19 protein-coding genes are annotated in these 13,644 nt (G+C 64.3%); 11 read left to right on the forward strand and 8 right to left on the reverse strand.

Annotated elements, in window-relative coordinates:
* Nucleotides 1-175: 175 nt before the first annotated feature.
* The gene (locus AC1DDO_RS14625) at nt 176-334 is read left to right on the forward strand and encodes a hypothetical protein (protein WP_476868264.1); all 159 of its coding nucleotides are present in this window, start codon (nt 176-178) and stop codon (nt 332-334) included.
* A 511-nt stretch (nt 335-845) separates the two neighbouring features.
* Here AC1DDO_RS14625 and AC1DDO_RS14630 read toward each other — a convergent pair.
* From AC1DDO_RS14630 to AC1DDO_RS14645, 4 genes are all read right to left on the reverse strand, one after another.
* Nucleotides 846-1,007 carry a hypothetical protein gene (locus AC1DDO_RS14630; protein WP_476868263.1) on the reverse strand — a complete coding sequence of 54 codons (162 nt, stop codon included), beginning with the start codon at nt 1,005-1,007 and terminating at the stop codon, nt 846-848.
* A gap of 53 nt (nt 1,008-1,060) precedes the next feature.
* Nucleotides 1,061-1,486: a hypothetical protein gene (locus AC1DDO_RS14635; RefSeq protein WP_476868262.1), complete on the reverse strand. Its 426-nt coding sequence runs from the start codon at nt 1,484-1,486 to the stop codon at nt 1,061-1,063.
* Between the two features lie 5 nt (nt 1,487-1,491).
* A complete protein-coding gene (locus tag AC1DDO_RS14640; protein WP_476868261.1) occupies nt 1,492-1,749 on the reverse strand; it encodes a hypothetical protein in 258 nt (85 codons plus the stop codon).
* 225 nt (nt 1,750-1,974) lie between these two features.
* Nucleotides 1,975-2,244, reverse strand: coding sequence for a hypothetical protein (locus tag AC1DDO_RS14645; RefSeq protein WP_476868260.1), 270 nt, complete (start codon nt 2,242-2,244; stop codon nt 1,975-1,977).
* Nucleotides 2,245-2,421: 177 nt separating this feature from the next.
* On the opposite strand from AC1DDO_RS14645, the gene AC1DDO_RS14650 reads away from it, so the two are divergent.
* The 4 genes from AC1DDO_RS14650 (at nt 2,422) to AC1DDO_RS14665 (ending at nt 4,936) form a co-directional block, all read left to right on the forward strand.
* Nucleotides 2,422-3,135, forward strand: coding sequence for a TetR/AcrR family transcriptional regulator C-terminal domain-containing protein (locus AC1DDO_RS14650; RefSeq protein ID WP_476868259.1), 714 nt, complete (start codon nt 2,422-2,424; stop codon nt 3,133-3,135).
* Nucleotides 3,136-3,164: 29 nt separating this feature from the next.
* Nucleotides 3,165-3,395: a zinc-ribbon domain-containing protein gene (locus AC1DDO_RS14655; RefSeq protein WP_476868258.1), complete on the forward strand. Its 231-nt coding sequence runs from the start codon at nt 3,165-3,167 to the stop codon at nt 3,393-3,395.
* Between the two features lie 224 nt (nt 3,396-3,619).
* The gene (locus tag AC1DDO_RS14660) at nt 3,620-3,823 is read left to right on the forward strand and encodes a hypothetical protein (protein WP_476868257.1); all 204 of its coding nucleotides are present in this window, start codon (nt 3,620-3,622) and stop codon (nt 3,821-3,823) included.
* Nucleotides 3,824-4,699: 876 nt separating this feature from the next.
* Entirely contained in the window at nt 4,700-4,936 is a 237-nt protein-coding gene (locus AC1DDO_RS14665; RefSeq protein WP_476972164.1) for a hypothetical protein, read from the forward strand.
* A 247-nt stretch (nt 4,937-5,183) separates the two neighbouring features.
* On the opposite strand, the gene AC1DDO_RS14670 is transcribed toward AC1DDO_RS14665, so the two are convergent.
* Nucleotides 5,184-5,435: a hypothetical protein gene (locus tag AC1DDO_RS14670; RefSeq protein ID WP_476868256.1), complete on the reverse strand. Its 252-nt coding sequence runs from the start codon at nt 5,433-5,435 to the stop codon at nt 5,184-5,186.
* Between the two features lie 552 nt (nt 5,436-5,987).
* Between AC1DDO_RS14670 and AC1DDO_RS14675 the strand changes: the two genes are divergently transcribed.
* Nucleotides 5,988-7,130 carry an EAL domain-containing protein gene (locus tag AC1DDO_RS14675; protein WP_476868255.1) on the forward strand — a complete coding sequence of 381 codons (1,143 nt, stop codon included), beginning with the start codon at nt 5,988-5,990 and terminating at the stop codon, nt 7,128-7,130.
* A gap of 168 nt (nt 7,131-7,298) precedes the next feature.
* On the opposite strand, the gene AC1DDO_RS14680 is transcribed toward AC1DDO_RS14675, so the two are convergent.
* The 3 genes from AC1DDO_RS14680 to AC1DDO_RS14690 form a co-directional block, all read right to left on the reverse strand.
* Nucleotides 7,299-8,003 carry a hypothetical protein gene (locus tag AC1DDO_RS14680; protein WP_476868254.1) on the reverse strand — a complete coding sequence of 235 codons (705 nt, stop codon included), beginning with the start codon at nt 8,001-8,003 and terminating at the stop codon, nt 7,299-7,301.
* 40 nt (nt 8,004-8,043) lie between these two features.
* Nucleotides 8,044-9,336, reverse strand: a complete 1,293-nt coding sequence (locus AC1DDO_RS14685; protein WP_476972165.1) for a sensor domain-containing phosphodiesterase — start codon at nt 9,334-9,336, stop codon at nt 8,044-8,046.
* 671 nt (nt 9,337-10,007) lie between these two features.
* Nucleotides 10,008-10,310, reverse strand: a complete 303-nt coding sequence (locus AC1DDO_RS14690) for a hypothetical protein (protein WP_476868252.1) — start codon at nt 10,308-10,310, stop codon at nt 10,008-10,010.
* A 226-nt stretch (nt 10,311-10,536) separates the two neighbouring features.
* On the opposite strand from AC1DDO_RS14690, the gene AC1DDO_RS14695 reads away from it, so the two are divergent.
* The 5 genes from AC1DDO_RS14695 (at nt 10,537) to AC1DDO_RS14715 (ending at nt 13,044) form a co-directional block, all read left to right on the forward strand.
* Entirely contained in the window at nt 10,537-10,734 is a 198-nt protein-coding gene (locus AC1DDO_RS14695) for a hypothetical protein (protein ID WP_476868251.1), read from the forward strand.
* Nucleotides 10,735-10,976: 242 nt separating this feature from the next.
* Nucleotides 10,977-11,141, forward strand: a complete 165-nt coding sequence (locus tag AC1DDO_RS14700) for a hypothetical protein (protein WP_476868250.1) — start codon at nt 10,977-10,979, stop codon at nt 11,139-11,141.
* Between the two features lie 159 nt (nt 11,142-11,300).
* Nucleotides 11,301-11,747 (forward strand): Hsp20/alpha crystallin family protein, encoded by a 447-nt coding sequence (locus AC1DDO_RS14705; RefSeq protein WP_476868249.1) that lies wholly within the window; start codon nt 11,301-11,303, stop codon nt 11,745-11,747.
* Nucleotides 11,748-11,873: 126 nt separating this feature from the next.
* Nucleotides 11,874-12,221, forward strand: coding sequence for a hypothetical protein (locus AC1DDO_RS14710; protein WP_476868248.1), 348 nt, complete (start codon nt 11,874-11,876; stop codon nt 12,219-12,221).
* 130 nt (nt 12,222-12,351) lie between these two features.
* Nucleotides 12,352-13,044: a hypothetical protein gene (locus tag AC1DDO_RS14715; protein WP_476868247.1), complete on the forward strand. Its 693-nt coding sequence runs from the start codon at nt 12,352-12,354 to the stop codon at nt 13,042-13,044.
* Nucleotides 13,045-13,644: the final 600 nt, after the last annotated feature.

The raw sequence follows: 13,644 nt of genomic DNA on the forward strand, positions 1-13,644 counted from the left end.
TCCCCCGTCGGGCGGCGTACACAGGCCCCAGCAGTGGGCCCATGCAGCCCCGGCGACCCTCCTGGAGCCCACTGCCCTCCGCTGACTAACGTTTGTCTCGGTTTCCGAACTCTTCATCGAGCTCATAGTGCCGGAACTCGGTCTCCGGGTTCGGCTCGCCCTCAGAAATGACCTCATGATCGAGTTGGCGCTGGACCTGGCTGTCCAGGACCTGCAGCTGCCGATCTCCGACCTCAGTCAGGTCCTCGGGAAATATTCCTCCGGGGTGAGATGCAATTTCTCGGTCATCGTGTCCTTCATAACGCCATGCCGGTTCAACTCCGGGCTCCTGTAATATTCAAATTCTATGGGCATCGGGGCGGAACGGATCCCGCCTGTCCGTGACGCTCCGCGGCGGTGTCATGGCAGAGGCGATTATCTGTCCGGGACCTCGTTGGCCGAGGAAGGCCAAGGAAACATGCAGGTCGGGCGCCTACTTTTATGCCGTGGCACAGCAGCCCGGTTAGGGGCACGCCACGGCGTCATTTCTCCCTCGGAATGACGAGTAGCACCCCAGAGACCGGCTCCGTCGTCCCTTGAAGATGGAGCCGGCCTGAGCAGACTGCGCCAAAACGCAACGCCTCACAGGATGCAGAAAATCCCCCGCGCTCGATCCTGGGGGAGAGCGCGGGGGCCTTCACTGAGGCTTCCATCCGCTATTGGGGGACGCGGAGGAACCTGTTGAACATAATTGACCCGAAGCCGCAAGTCAAACCGCGCGGCGCGCTCCGACAACAGCATTCTGGCGGCCTAGGCGGCTAAAAAGACGGGAGCGGGCGCTGGGCCATCTTGAGCTGTTCTGCTGTTCAACTGTTGCCGGTGTAAACGAGGCTGTCGGGGTCAGTTTCGCTCGCCGGAGCGTCCGCGAGCCCTTGCGGGGTCAGGTCAAGGTCGCTCAAGCCGAAGCCGGGGCGTTCCCCAGGTGATGCCGGGTGCGCGGTTTGGTGTGCGCTGTCGTTGCTGGTCACGATGGCTCCGTGTTCTTGGGTGACTGCAGAGCCGAAAAGGAGGCTGCCTGTCATTAGTCGGGTATTTCCATCTGGAATCCGCACCGGCACCGCAGAACCCGGGTCCGGAGATAGGCGCCCAGGAACTCCGTAGCCCCGGGTTGAGTGGAAACCGGCCACTGCACGCCCCGAAGCTCAGGGTCCGCGGGTGACATGGGTTCCTGGCAGTGGACGTACGCGGCGTCCCGGTGCACGACGTCGTCGTTGTCCCCGCTCCGCCCCGGGACGGTCGCGACGAAGGCCGCGGTGGTCGCCAGGACACGTGAGCCGCCGCACTGCATGCAGGTGATGGCGGCGGCCAGTGTTTCCTGCTGCGCGTTCAGGGTGGTGACGGAGTCCACGAGGAGGTGCCGGTCGGTGTCGCATTCCGCGCACCAGAGGCGTCGGCCCCGCGGCTGGTGGGAATCCCGCGGCACGTACGTGTGCGAAGTCGTCGACATCCGGGTCAGACCACGCCCGGGTAGCTGGCCAGGATGTAATCCGCTGCGGCCGGGCCTTTCATGCGGAGGCCGGTGCGCTCGGGATGGATCTGCTTCTCTTTCATGGCCGCCCAGAAGGCATCTTCGGGTTGCGGCGTGGTCTGATTCAGGAAGCACCAGCTGATGTAGAGGCCGTAGAGGCAGTCCCTGCCCAGGCCGCGGTCGGATGCAGGGTCCTGTGTAGTGGCTTCCTGCAGGAATTGGTCGTACTGAGAAGTTGCCATGAGTGGCTCGTTTCCTCGAGGTGCATTTCGTGCCGCCATGTGGCTACAGCAGCAAAGCGTTCAGGCCGTGCACGGGGCGCTGAAGCAGGTTTCCGGATGCGTGCAGCACTGCAGATCCGGGATAAGACGGTTTCGGGCTGAAAATCCTGGCGCTGCCCCTACCTGGGCGCCGCACCAGGATCCATCATCGTCTCGGCAGCACTGCAGCCGGACGCTGTGCAGACGTTATCCGTGGTTGCGGTTGCCGGCCTTGGCCAGGCCGCGGGCCACCATGAGACCGATGGTCAGCCAGGTGATGAGCTGCATGGCGTCGTGGGCATTGAAGACATCCACACCGTTTTCGCTGGCGTTGTCCCCCACGACGGCCGAGGTAATGATCGTGGCGAGCACGGCGGCGACATAGACGGCGAACTCAAGGGTCCTGGTCGAGATCTTGATGTCGTTGGTGTTGCGAATGGTCTCCGCGTGCGTGGTCTGGGTGTTGTGCGCAGTCATGGGATCTCCTGTGGTTGGTGTGAGGGGTCGGTACGGCCGTGCAACCAGGGTCCCGCTTCTGAAACCGGTGATAACAACTTCTCTACAATGTAGACTGTAGGCGTAGACTACGAAATAAGCAAGCACCCTTACTTTCCTAAGAGGGCGGTTTGTCGGCATCCACGAGAATGGAAGACCATGTCACCCGAAGAGAATCCGGTGCCCGGCGCGGCTCCTGGCAGGAAAAAACGGCTCAGCCGGGAGATTGTTCTGTCCGCGGCGCTGGCCCTGGTGGACGCCGAGGGACTCGATGCCCTCACCATGCGCCGGCTCGGGCAGGAACTCGGGCGGGATCCCATGGGCCTGTACCGTTACGCCGAAAACCGCGCGGCGCTGCTGGACGGCGTATCGGAGCTCGTCCTGAATGAGCTGGCCATCTTCCCCGATGATCCCGACTGGCAGGCCCAGCTCCGGCGCATCGCCCACGATCTGCGCGAGATCGCGCTCCGGCACCCCAACGTTGTACCGCTGCTCGTGACCCGCCCGCTGTCCACTCCCCTGGGCCTTCGGCCGCTGGGCACGCTGCGGCCCCTGGAACAGATTCTCTCCCTGCTGATCGACGCCGGGTTCGCACCCGAAGACGCCCTGCACGTCTACCGCGCGTACTACGGCTACCTCTACGGGCACATCCTCAACGAGCTGCAGGAGTTCGTCGTGGACCCCGACGAGAACGAGGCCCTTCTCCGCCTGGGCCTGCACCGGTTGCCGGCGAAGGACTTCCCCCGCCTCCGCGCCCTTGCCCCAGTCCTCGCCGACTACGACGGAATGGCCGAACTGGACGAAGGCATTACCATCCTGCTCTCGGGCCTCGCCGCCGGACTCCACCCACGAGAAGCGCCAGCGCTGCCCTGACGGGAAACCTCATTTGAAAGGCACACACAATGTTTCTACTCTTCGGCCTCAAAACTGCCTTGAAGAACCTGCCCGGACGGATGGCGACGTGCCAGTACTGCGGCCAATTCGTCCAGCACTATCTGCAGGAGCGGGCCACCAAACTCACCCTCTTCTTCATCCCCGTCTTCACCACATCCAGGGCCTACACCATCACCTGCACCAGCTGCGGGCAGCGCTCAACGATCAAGTCCCGCCAAAAGAACGCTCTGGCGGTTTAGGAGCACAGGCAGCGGGCGTGGCCGCAGGCTGACCGGCCGCAACCCTGGCAGGAGGACCAACCCGTCCGGCCCGTGACCGCCGAAAGGGAATGCAGAGCCGGACACTCGGTGGGGTCCCTGCTGCGCCGGCTGTTTGCAGTCCCGGTTGCCGGACCTATGCTGGTGGCTCAGGGACAGTTTTTCGTGCGGCAGCATGTTTACCCAAGAGATACAGAGGCGACGTAATGGGCGATGAGTCCGAGCAGAAGAAGTTTGAGGAAAAAATCGATGCCCTTGAGGAGGCGCAGCCGACCCAGGAGTTCGAGCGCCAGGTCAGCGGCGAAGAGTGGCACGGTGATTCCGCCGACCAGGCCAACGACCTGCGCGAATACGAAGAGGAACTGGAAATCCGCGAGCAGTCCCGCCGCCCCGGAGACCAGGAGAAGTAACGCGTCCCGCCGGATCTGAAGCCGACGAGAGGTCACGGGCACCGAAGGCCCCGGTCACGGCGACCAAGCCACGACGAACCGCCAGCCGATCAGCTATCAGACGTTGCAGCCCCTGCCGGCAAGCTTCAACGCGCGTCCCGGCCCCGGCGCCAAGCGGCTCGTTCGACCTCATCCCACACATCATGGCTCGCCTCACCGGAAACGAATTCTCCTGGCGCATCTCCGACCACTACCCGCTCTGGGCCGAATTTCAGCTGAAGTAAAGGCTGGGGCAAAACCTGGTCCGCCGGCCGAAGAACGCTGTCAGACTCTATGAATCTGAAGGAAAAGTGTCAGTCAGTAGCACAAGCGACTGTAGCCTGACTCGGATGCCGGCCCCTTCCTGACGTCAGGTTGGGAATACCCCAACCTGACAGTTGATAACTTCGACCACTAACGCGGGGAGTTCCCGGAGCCCGCGCGTTTCCGCAGCGGTACGGACCGTGTAACGCAACTCACAAAAAATTTGGTTGCCTGCAGCCATCAAAGGTATTCTTGGGGTGGGGTCCTGCAGACGGCCTCTTCGTGTTTCGTAGAGAGCTTTGTTTCTATGACCACCAAACTCGCCGTCACTGTCTCCGTTGACATGGACGCCAGCTCCGTCATTGTCCGGCCTTCCGGCAGACTCACCTCCGACAACGTACGCGGTCTACTTGCTGTGGTGCGACGCGCCGAACGGATCTTGCCGGGATTCGCTGTTCAGCTGGACCTAAATCAGCTTCATTGCGATTCCCACGAAGCGCTCCGGGCACTCAGCGGTTCCGGGGCGGAAACTCTCGCCCCACGTCCGAGCACCCGTCACAGGGGCCGGTCCGACGTCGCAGCGAGACTCGCCGCATGACCGATCCAGTCGGCCCGGAGCACCCCGAACGGGTATTCCACAGATACGGAGGCTGGCCCCTGGTGCCAGCTGATGACCTCCTGAAGTTGCGCCAGTCGCTACGCCAGGTCCAGAACGCCGACGCACCAAATGCGTCCACCGAGCTCCTGTCCCTGGTTGATCACGAAGTTCATCGGCGCAGGTTTGCTGCGCAAGGAGGACGCCCTTCCGGGCACCACGCCGGGACGGACTGACCGCCACGGATATGGCCCAGCCAAAGGATTTGGGGGTGGGCCATATCTGTGGTTTCACACCCCGTCCGCTCCGGCCTGGCCAACACCGGGTGGAGTTCCGGTGCCGTCGAAGTGGAGGCGCTGGAGGTCCTGTAGGTTCGGGCGGGACCTATCCATGGGCGTGGCTGAGGTCAGGCGAGGGCTTTGGGCCGCGGAAATCGGTCGCCGAGGGGTCCAGAGAAGAGTACGAGTCAGTATGCGGATGTCTTTATGTCCGGGATATTCCGCGCGCGGCATCACGAATGACCGGATCTGGGACGCGGAAGATCTCCAGTTGGGCCATGTCCAGCAGCCGGCGTCCGCCCGTAAGGTCGTCAGTGATCCAGAACAGCCCGTGGTCGGGCGCCCTCTCTGTGACCCGTCCCCGGTGAACGAGGGCGCCCTTGTACCGGGCGACGATTTCATCCCCGGTTGCCAGGTCATGGCAGGAGCTGACATTGGCCTTTTTGTCTGTGGTCATGATCGCGTCCCTTCCGCGGCGTCTCAGTTTACAGAGTGCACGGCGGAGGTTGCAGGGAAGTTTCCGTCGCGTGATTTCTTGGTGTTTCGCCTTCTCTTCGTTCGCCACACCTCTGGCGGCTCGCTACGCGCGATCTGTGTGACTCGCTGGCGGTGTCCCCTGAACGATCTCTGCTAGCCGCGCCCCGCCGCCGCTTCCTTGATCAGTGAAGCCACCGCCTGCGGCTGGGAGACGTACACGGAGTGGCTTGCGGCGACCTCGGTGACCGCCGAACCGGGGCGCCGCCGGCGGTCAGTGGTGCTTTCGGATCGGTGGGGAGCGGAATTGCCTGGATGCCGTCGAGCTCGGCGGGTCCTGTCCGGACGCGGTACGGCGGCCGGGCTGCTTACAATCGGGATTCCTTCTACATCGCCAAGGCGACAGACCTGTCATTGACGTTGTAAAGTTTTGTCACGGCCTTTCTGCTCCAGCGTCAGGGAACCCGGAATGCGGGAGCGGGCGGCCGGCTGTCCGTTCCGGGCTCAGCCGGAACGGGGACCAAAGGAATAGCCAATGCCGGTAGAGCCATCGTCTTTTCCGCCACCCGAGAATGCGGTGCGTCCCGACGACACGACCGACGCCACGCCCGGTGGCGGCCGGGTGCCGGAGATACGCCAACAGGCAGCCGAGATCATCGATGCGGTGCTGTCTGCGTCAGCGCCGGAGCAGGCCGCCGCCCGGGATCCGCTGCGTCAGTGTCTTGCCGCCCATCCTGACCGGCCGGAAGCAGCGCTCGTGGAGCACCTTATCGCCCTCGGTGCCCTGACCGAATTTCCTCCGGGTTGCCGGAGCGATGCGCCCGAGGACAGCCGCCGAGCCACGTCTTCTGGCCCGGGCGGGAGCGTCCGTTCGCGGATCGAGGCTGTCCTGCAGGACAGGATGTTGTTGACGGCCTTCCAGCCGATCCGTGACCTCTCCAGCGGGGAAGTCGTCGGTGCGCAGGCCCTCACGCGGTTCCTTGGCGATACCGGCGACCAGCCGGCGGACTGGTTCGCCGAAGCCAGGGATGCGCGGCTGGGAAGTGATCTTGAATTCGCGGCAATGGAATCGGCCCTCGCCGCAGCGAGGATCCTCCCGGCCCACCTGTACGTGGCACTGAAACTGTCCCCGTCCACCTGCCTGGACCCTCTCCTGTCGGGGTTCCTGGAGGAATCGGCACTCGCCCCTGCGCGCCTGGTCCTGGAACTCACCGAGGCCCTGACCAGGGAGCAACCCGCCGCGCTGCTCACGGCTTTGGCTCCACTGCGCAGGAGCGGAGTCCGTCTTGCCATTGATCATGCCGGCTCGTACTTCACGTCGATCCGGCATATCAGGCAGCTCCGGCCGGACATCATCAAACTGGACCGCAACCTTGTTGCCGGCATTGCTACGGACCCGATTCATTCCTCCCTGTGTGAGGCAATGATCGGTTTCGCCGAGCACATCGGTGCCGTCGTGATCGCCCAGGGCATCGAAACCAGCGCGGAACTGGCAGCCGTCACGGGTCTGGGCACGACCGCCGGGCAGGGCTATTTGCTGGGCGCGCCCACCACCCGGCCGGAGGACTGGACCGGGTGGACACCCGCCGCACAGGAAGCACGGTCCTGCGGATTCTTAGGAGCTCCCGAGGGCAGAACCCCGTGTCCGGGCCTCCGCCAGACAATTAGCGGCGCATGATGGTTAGCCTCGAGCCAAGGCGGCGCCCGGCGCCGTGTTATCCGGGAAGGGACCCTGGTGGTGTCATGCCTGCAGCGAGACGGCGGGAAATTTTTCCCATTCGCGGTGGAGGCGGGCCCGCCTCAGCGAGTCCCGGCCCGGGGACGGTGACGTTGTTGCCTGTGACGGTTATTCCTGTACGGGGAGGATCGGGGTCGTGCGGGCGCGCTCTTTCATGCGTTCCCTGAATTTTGCCGTGATGCCGTGACCCTCGCCGTGGCCCATTTGCGAGATGATGACGGCGGCTGGCCCAGCCCCTATCCGTAGGGTTTCGCCGCTGCTTTTCTTGCCCAGGACGAGCGCGCCGATCGAGTCGAGGGGAGCGTCGAGGCGCGCAGTGCCGAGGACCTCATTCTTCACGAAGAGAAGACGCTGGTCCGTCAGTGCCACGATGCCCGCTTCGGAGGCCAACTTTCCTTGGCCGACAGCGAGCACCCATTCGTCGCTGCCAAGGTTGCGGACCACGTTGCGGAACGCCTGTCGTCCCTCGAGGACGAGACCTGATGCCGCGGAAGCTTCGTCCATCCCGTGGTAGTACATTTTTCCATCCGGCAGGGCTTCTTCAACGCCGAGCAGGTGTTCATGTGCTCGTTGCGTGTCCTCTCCGCAGCTCCAGTGGATTTCGGTGCCCCGTTCCGTCTCCGTCACGGCTCCGGGCAGGCGCCACGCCGGCCTCCGCTTGCGCAGCGACCTCGGAATCTCGAGGAGGATGCCAGGCGTTTCGTGTAAGAGCCTGAAGCCGTTCTTCCGTGCGGCGGCGCCCAGGAGGGCCAGTGCCTCATCTTTGCCGGCCAGGAGCGTCCAACGGACTGTGCCGGGAGCCGCGTCAGTCATCGATTTTTTGATCCTTCTTCTCCAGCCAGTGTTGCCGGGTCTAGTTGAACCGGCCGGAAGGAGCCCATGTCTGCAACCGCCAGTTCTCCCATTCGTGTTCATCGACCGTCGGCCGTCCGAGGAGGTAGCCCTGTCCGGCTGTCATCCCTAGTTCGGTGACAGCAGCTAGTTCCGCCTCGGTTTCGATGCCCTCCGCGACAAGGGTGGCGCCGAGCCGGCGTGCAAACTCTGCCATGGCGGCGCCGAATGCCTGTCGGCCCTCGTCGTCATGGATGCCTGTAATGAGGGTGCGGTCCAGTTTGATGATGTCGGGACGGATGTGCAGTACATGCCGCATGGAGGCGAAGCCCGAGCCGGCGTCGTCGATGGCGATACGCAGGCCGCGGCGGCGCAGCGGTTCCAGCGCCGAGATGAGGGGGCGATATTCCTCCACTTCGAGCCTCTCCGTCAGTTCCAGGACGATCCGATGCAGGGCGAGGCCGGACCGTTCCAGAATTCCCGGCAGTCTTGGGTCCAGGCAGGTGGACGGGGAGACATTCAACGCCACGTACATGCTTGGCGGCAACCCCGGCGCCGCCTTTAGAGCAGTCTCCAGCGCTGCGATTTCGAGGTCCTCCGAAAGTCCCACCGAGGCGGCTTCCTCGAACCAGCATTCGGGCCCGGTCCGGTCTTCGCTGAGGAACCGGGTCAGTGCTTCGGCGCCGATGATGTGCCCTGCGGCCAGGTTGTGGATCGGCTGGTACGCCGTTAGCAGCTTGTTCCCGTCGATCATGGCCCGGATCCGGGTCCGGCTGAGAGCGGCGGCTGCTTCCCGGGCTGTCTCCACGGGTACCCTCCGGCTGGTTCCCTCCAGACCGGCGGGCTGCCCGGCCCTTACGGGGCGGTTGTGTGTGGAGGATTCGATCCAGACCGTGCTCCCGTCCCGGTGCCGGCAACGGACGATGCCGCGCGCGCGCCCCTCAACCGCAGGCGCGTGGAGCAGTGACCTGATCGCCTCCGGGACATTCTCAACATCGACAACGATGCTGAAGTGTTTCCCGACCAGCTCCGAGGGGTTATAGCCGATCAAATTGGTACTGGTGGGGCTGGAGAAGGTGAAATTTCCCTGGGCGTCCAGCGCCCACAACCATTCGTGGCTGGTGGCCAGGACGGTGTCCATCAGCTGGGCGGCATCGCGGGCGCTGGCTCTCTCTGCGCGGTGGCACCTGTGGAACCGCAGGGCCAAGAAGCCGGCCATGAGAATGGGCATCACGATCAGCGAGCCCAGCAACAACTGGAGGCCTGGATCGGCCGTGACCACCGGGTCCAGAATAAGGACCGCACCCGCTGTCATGGCGAATACCGCCTGGACGGCCAGAAAGCACACCAGTACATCCCGGCCCCGCGCCCGCGGCGTACCGCTCTTCCCTTCAACCACGGCCATCCCCCTCTTTGGTTGGTAAACATACTCCGGCAGCCAGCGCTTTCGCGCGGACCGCGACCCGGTCCCGTCCGTCCCCGGCAATAGATGACTGCTTCGACACCAGCCTCCATCCTGCGGGGAGCCAGCGAAGACCAGACCGGCGGCAGTCCCGGCAGCCGCCAGCGCAGGCCTGGCCTCTCACGGAAGAATCGCTGTCCCGAGCCCGTCCCCACGTCTTGATCCAAGCTAGCAAGGAACGTCCCTCGTAATCGAAAACTGCGCTAAAGCTGCAGCACACCTACGCTGCGATCCAAATGGAAATAGTGGCCACCTGTAGAGGGATAGTCCAGCGCAGAGGAATTAATTGCTGTGGTCAGGGCAAAGCATGCAAGGAGCAGTCGACGCGCACCTCAGGCAGAGTCCATTTATCCGGCAATGCCTCGATGGCTGAGAAGCGTTGTCTGGGCCGCCGGATCGAGCATGCATTCGGCCCCGGAGGTGTTGCGCCGAAGGACCTGGGAACCCCCGGAGGTGAGACCCACACACTTGGGAACGGTTTGAAGGTGATTTCTTCCAGCACTGGCCGCTGCGGCGCGGCTGCCCTATCCTGCCCGGTCGATGAGTTCAGCCCGGTGCCTGACAGCAGCAACGTAGTTCTGGAGGGCGCTGTCCGTCTCCGGCAACATCCTGGCGAGAACCCGGTTCAGAGGCCCGTCGAAGGAGACGGTCACCTTCGCGTGCGTCTTTACGCCCTCAGGGGTGACGATCACGGGCCGGACTTCCCTGTACAGCGCCGCCGGCCCACGAGCGGAGCTGCGCGCGGTGAACATCCGCCCGACCACCACGGTGGCCCGTGCACCGGGCTGGCGATGACGGGCCCGGCTGCCTGCGTCTACATCGTTCATCGGGAACCCCCGCTTGCATCGCTCCCCGAAGAGAGACAAAGGGATGTCGACGACGACGGAGCCGTCCCGATCGGCCGAAAAAACCGGCTGAAGGAAACGGCCCGGCGTCGACTCCAACCGTCTGGAGCCCGGGCCGATTCCTCGATCCGCCAGGGAATGCTGGCGCTCCCTGGCGGTTGCAAAATTGTGCCTTTTGCCCAGGAAGATCATGTGCGACGATGCGGTCATGAGCGAACACACCGAATCCGGGCCGGGACAACGTGCCGGGCCCGCCAAACGCCGGGAGGATCTGACGACACACCAGATGCGCACCGTCGGGCAACGGCGCGCAGACGCTGAAGAAAAGCTCGCACGCCATCTCAAAGAGGCACGCCACCCGGCCGAAGAACATCCCCCGGGTACGGAAAAATCTCCCGACATGTAACCGGCCGCACTCCGCCCGGCCTACGGCGCACCGAACCGGGGCCGGCACTGAGTTCGGGGCCTTACGGAACCCGGGCCGAATCTGCGCGTGCCCCTTCCAGGGCATTACGGGTGGGACGAAACCGCCGGTCAGCGGTGGGTAGCGCGGAACCTTTCCGGGGCGCTGGTGCGGCAATCGCCGCAGTTGTAGCATCAGGATCGGGAGACATCCCGGCCCTAAATACTAGGAAGGTGGGCAGAGTTATGAGCACGCTTCTCTGGATTGTCATTGCCGTCGCCATCATCTTTCTCATCATTGGAGGAACCGTCAAAGCGGTCAGCTTTCTGCTCTGGGTCGCCCCGATCCTGCTGATCGTCGCCGTCGTCATGTTCCTGATGAACCGTTCCCGCGGACGGCGCGGGGTCTGACCCCCACAGCTCGGTTCACCCGTCGCTGATCTGCCGCTGCGCGTCCGGCAGGGCACGGCCCCGGACGGATCGATTCCGGCACCCGGCCGATACCCCTTGGGGCCGGCCGCACAGCGCCCACACCGAGGATCAGAAACGCAGCTCAGTTAGGAGATGGCCATGGACAACTTGTTCCGCCGTACCGGCTTCGACGTGCCCGAGCCTGTCCGCCGCTTCCTGCAGGGTGAGTCAGATACGTGGCTGAGAGTCGAGGAATACCGGGACGGGAACACCATAGTGGTCAGAACCGATATCCCCGGCATCGATCCCGACAACGACATCGATATCACGGTCACCGACGACACCCTGCACATCGTTGCCAGGCGAGGAGAGCCCACCCACAAGGATCAGCCGGGATACCGGAGCGAAGTGCGCTACGGCGAATACTCACGCAGCATCCCGCTGCCCCGGGCAGCGAACCCCGACACCGTCGAGGCCAGCTACATCGACGGCGTCCTCGAAATCCGCGCCCAGATACCTGAGCAGTCCGGAACCTCCGGCACCAAAGTCCACGTCTCCCGGGGCGGACACCAGTCACCGGAAGCACCGGAGAACTTCGTGACCTGACCGGCGTCCCGTCGCTTAGGGCCGAGAAGACGTCATGTCCTTGCCCCTCTGGCCCTCTGGCCCCGGGGGCTGTGCAGCCCCCGTCCGGTCCCCGACCCGAATCGTCCGACAGAGCGGAAGCCATCCATGACAATCAGAATCAATGACGCCGCCCTGCGCCATGCCCGTCAGCTGATCAAGGACGCCAGAATCGCCCGGGACGCCCGTGAGGACTGGAGCGAACACGCCCCCGACACCGAGAAGGAAAACGCGTTCATCGCCAAACACGGCTACACGGAGTACGGCACCTGGCATCTGGGCGAAGACACCGAGAAAACCCACGACACCAAGGGACGCTACAGCTTTCCCCTTGGCGATTTCCGGCGGCTGCACCGCTGCGCCATTCTTGCCATCGAGAGCCGGGCCGCCCAGAACGACCACGACGACATCGCCAAGGCAGCGAAGTCCCTCCTCGACGAACTCGACAAGGACTAGTTATCGCCGCCGCTCTCGATGACGGCCGGGTTGCCTTGTTGGGCCGAGGCTTGGGTTAGCTGATGCATTTGCTCTCGGCTCAGTGTGCGCCCTGGCGCGGATGCACCGCGGCTTTGCCTAGACTCGATGGATGTCTGAGACTGCAAACCTGAAGGACGGCGCCGAGCACCGCTGGCCGGCCGTCATCGGGCTGCTCATCGCGCTGGGCCTCTATGCCGCCCTTCCCAGCGCCTTCCTGCCGGCCATGCGCTACGCGGTGGTGGGAATCGGCCTCGTGATGCTGATTCCCCTGCTGATCCTCAACCCCCGCCGCCTGCACAAGGAGACACGCTGGTCCAAACGATTAGCCACTGGCCAGGCCCTTCTCCTCGTCGCCGCGAACGGCGTCGCCCTGGTGCAGTTGATCATTCTGCTGACGGACTCCGGCAGCGGTGACGGGCGCACGCTCCTTCTGGCAGCAGTTCAGATCTGGGTAACAAATGTCATCGCCTTCGCCCTGGTCTTCTGGGAACTGGACCGCGGTGGACCGGTCGCACGGCGGAACACCCACCGGAACAACCTGCCGGCTGCCGACTTCCGGTTTCCCCAGGACGAAGACCACGACGCCGTCACGGAAGTTGCGACGCGGTCCTCAGTCAAGAGCGGCTGGGTCGCATCCTTCGTCGACTACACCTACTTCTCCTTGTCCAACTCCATGGCCTTCAGCCCCACCGACACCATGCCCCTGTCACCGCGGGCCAAGATGATGATGGGACTCGAAGCCGCCGGAGGATTCGTCCTCCTGGCCCTCGTAATCGCCCACGCCGTCTCCCTGCTGGGCTAAGCCTCCTCGACCCAAGGGGCTTCCCTCCTCTGCGCGCTGGACCCCGGCGGCCGGCCGCGCCAGCGGACGGCCCTAAGGCAGTGCCCGTGGTTCCGGGAGGAACTGGCTGAAACTGCAGCGCCGGGAAACTGGAAGTCGTCTGCGGTGCAATCATCGGACCGGTGACCCGGCTCTCCGAAGTCGTGGCCGGCCTGGTCCTGGACCGTGAACTACGGATCGCCCGCCGGTCCACGCCGCCAAAAACAGCGGCCGCCCGAAGGCCCGCACGCTGGCTGGAGCCGCCCCTGCCGGTGAATCCAATAACGGGGTCCTGTTCCGGGACAAGGAGCGGGGGGAATCCGCCTTGCCAGACGCGGGACCGCGAACGTACCGGGCTCGCTCGAGCTCTTCTCTTTCAAGAGATCGCCCGCGTCGCTAGTAAGACGCGGGGGTCAAGGACGCCGCACGGCCGCCGTCACACTCGGCGGGAATGCGTGGCGGGCAGCCTGCCTGGACAGGCCACCTACCGCGCCAGTGACAGAACGAAGTCCGCAATGCATAGGGTCCCATGAGGGGCCCCTACGAGTGGCGCTGGACCAAGCCCGCTCGCCGGCATCGACT

The organism is Arthrobacter sp. 10N43, assembly GCF_056394525.1.

Bases quoted from the DNA above. Each gene is read 5' to 3' on its own strand.
- AC1DDO_RS14625 (WP_476868264.1), top strand. From the start codon at position 176: ATGATCGAGTTGGCGCTGGACCTGGCTGTCCAGGACCTGCAGCTGCCG.
- AC1DDO_RS14635 (WP_476868262.1), bottom strand. From the start codon at position 1,486: ATGTCGACGACTTCGCACACGTACGTGCCGCGGGATTCCCACCAGCCG.
- AC1DDO_RS14640 (WP_476868261.1), bottom strand. From the start codon at position 1,749: ATGGCAACTTCTCAGTACGACCAATTCCTGCAGGAAGCCACTACACAG.
- AC1DDO_RS14645 (WP_476868260.1), bottom strand. From the start codon at position 2,244: ATGACTGCGCACAACACCCAGACCACGCACGCGGAGACCATTCGCAAC.
- AC1DDO_RS14650 (WP_476868259.1), top strand. From the start codon at position 2,422: ATGTCACCCGAAGAGAATCCGGTGCCCGGCGCGGCTCCTGGCAGGAAA.
- AC1DDO_RS14655 (WP_476868258.1), top strand. From the start codon at position 3,165: ATGTTTCTACTCTTCGGCCTCAAAACTGCCTTGAAGAACCTGCCCGGA.
- AC1DDO_RS14660 (WP_476868257.1), top strand. From the start codon at position 3,620: ATGGGCGATGAGTCCGAGCAGAAGAAGTTTGAGGAAAAAATCGATGCC.
- AC1DDO_RS14665 (WP_476972164.1), top strand. From the start codon at position 4,700: ATGACCGATCCAGTCGGCCCGGAGCACCCCGAACGGGTATTCCACAGA.
- AC1DDO_RS14670 (WP_476868256.1), bottom strand. From the start codon at position 5,435: ATGACCACAGACAAAAAGGCCAATGTCAGCTCCTGCCATGACCTGGCA.
- AC1DDO_RS14675 (WP_476868255.1), top strand. From the start codon at position 5,988: ATGCCGGTAGAGCCATCGTCTTTTCCGCCACCCGAGAATGCGGTGCGT.
- AC1DDO_RS14680 (WP_476868254.1), bottom strand. From the start codon at position 8,003: ATGACTGACGCGGCTCCCGGCACAGTCCGTTGGACGCTCCTGGCCGGC.
- AC1DDO_RS14685 (WP_476972165.1), bottom strand. From the start codon at position 9,336: ATGACAGCGGGTGCGGTCCTTATTCTGGACCCGGTGGTCACGGCCGAT.
- AC1DDO_RS14690 (WP_476868252.1), bottom strand. From the start codon at position 10,310: ATGAACGATGTAGACGCAGGCAGCCGGGCCCGTCATCGCCAGCCCGGT.
- AC1DDO_RS14695 (WP_476868251.1), top strand. From the start codon at position 10,537: ATGAGCGAACACACCGAATCCGGGCCGGGACAACGTGCCGGGCCCGCC.
- AC1DDO_RS14700 (WP_476868250.1), top strand. From the start codon at position 10,977: ATGAGCACGCTTCTCTGGATTGTCATTGCCGTCGCCATCATCTTTCTC.
- AC1DDO_RS14705 (WP_476868249.1), top strand. From the start codon at position 11,301: ATGGACAACTTGTTCCGCCGTACCGGCTTCGACGTGCCCGAGCCTGTC.
- AC1DDO_RS14710 (WP_476868248.1), top strand. From the start codon at position 11,874: ATGACAATCAGAATCAATGACGCCGCCCTGCGCCATGCCCGTCAGCTG.
- AC1DDO_RS14715 (WP_476868247.1), top strand. From the start codon at position 12,352: ATGTCTGAGACTGCAAACCTGAAGGACGGCGCCGAGCACCGCTGGCCG.